This is a genomic window from Polaromonas sp. P3_C2 (genome assembly GCF_056402675.1).
Window position 1 is genome coordinate 1 of sequence record NZ_JBFUGX010000918.1, and the last position, 1,343, is coordinate 1,343.

The window sequence follows — 1,343 nt, forward strand, 5'->3', positions numbered from 1 at the left end:
GGATATGGTTGATCTGCCGGGCAAAGGCCAGCACACCCTTGGCGAAATTCTTCACAAAAAAGTCGGCGAACCGGAACTGGAATGGGACGGTGATAAGTATTACGACCACGCAAAACGCAAAGTACTCGACAAGTACACRCTGACTGACAAGCTCTGGGCTTACTTGCAAGCCTACAAAAAGAAGCACCAAGAAGCGGGTAATGGATTCGGTTTCGGCCTCGTCACTCCAGACAGCGTTACACGCACGCTGTCTGCGCGTTACTACAAAGATGGCTCTGAGATTCTCGTGAGCCAAGGGAGCAAAAAGAATCCCCGTCGCCTAACACCACGTGAATGCGCGCGCTTGATGGGCTTTCCGGACAGTTTGAGAATTCCGGTTTCCGATACGAGGGCTTATAAGCAGTTTGGCAACTCAGTGATCGTTCCGGTCATGACTGCAGTCGCCAGAGCTATGCAGCCGCTAATCGTTGAATCCATTCGTCAAGAGAATCAGCCAATACCAAGAGCGGCTTAATCAGGTCACACACGTCCCATCAACCCTCATGGCGACAATGCTCACAAAGTAGCTTATTCGCACATCATAAATTCGTTGCAGCGGCTAAACATTGACTGATGTTGTTGATCAGGCTACCCGTAGCCGGATGATGGCGGGTATCAAGGGCAAGGACACCAAGCCGGAAATAGCTGTTCGCGCAAACTTGCATCGCCTTGGATTGCGGTTCACTTTGGGTGGATCATTACTACCGGGAAAACCAGATCTGGTTTTCCCACGTCATAAGACCGTGGTATTTGTGAACGGCTGCTTCTGGCACTGTCATAGCTGCAGCGGCTTTCGATGGCCATCGACAAATACAGAGTTCTGGGAGACGAAGTTAGTTGGCAATGTGGCCAGAGATAAGCGGCATGTGCGCGAGTTGCACAGCCTTGGATGGCGCGTCGTGGTGATCTGGGAATGTGCAGTTCGCCAAGCCGTCAAACAAACAACTACGCAGCCATATCTCATTGCCCGCGACTGGGTTGTCAACTACGATGCCCCATATCTCGAAATATCCAGAGGGCAAGGTCGTGGCTTTTCAAAACGTAAATCAACTTCTCGCTCGATTTAAGGGACTCGGAGCTACTCGCGTTTTTTGCAAACGTCTTGCCGAAAACGACAATTCAAAGCAGCAAATTTATCTCGGTAGCAAATTTGAAGTTCTCTCCTTTTTTCCCCACGGAGAAATAACGGCCCACCCCGCTTTAAGCGTTCCGAATTTCAAAGCGCCGTTGAGATTTTTTTGGGTAACCGATACGACCACGGAGCAAGCACCGGGAACACAGCTCATCCTCTATCCGCAGTACCC

Annotated in this window: 3 protein-coding genes; all 3 read left to right on the top strand. The window is 50.6% G+C overall.

Features of this window, described 5'->3' with window-relative positions:
- Positions 1-514 (top strand): DNA cytosine methyltransferase (locus AC1DWI_RS23355; RefSeq protein ID WP_477725942.1); only part of this gene is annotated, 514 nt, incomplete at its 5' end.
- Positions 515-605: 91 nt separating this feature from the next.
- Complete coding sequence (locus tag AC1DWI_RS23360; protein WP_477670425.1) at positions 606-1,106, top strand: very short patch repair endonuclease; 501 nt, start codon at positions 606-608, stop codon at positions 1,104-1,106.
- Positions 1,066-1,343: hypothetical protein (locus tag AC1DWI_RS23365; RefSeq protein ID WP_477725943.1), on the top strand; the 278-nt coding region annotated here is incomplete at its 3' end. The genes AC1DWI_RS23360 and AC1DWI_RS23365, both read left to right, overlap by 41 nt.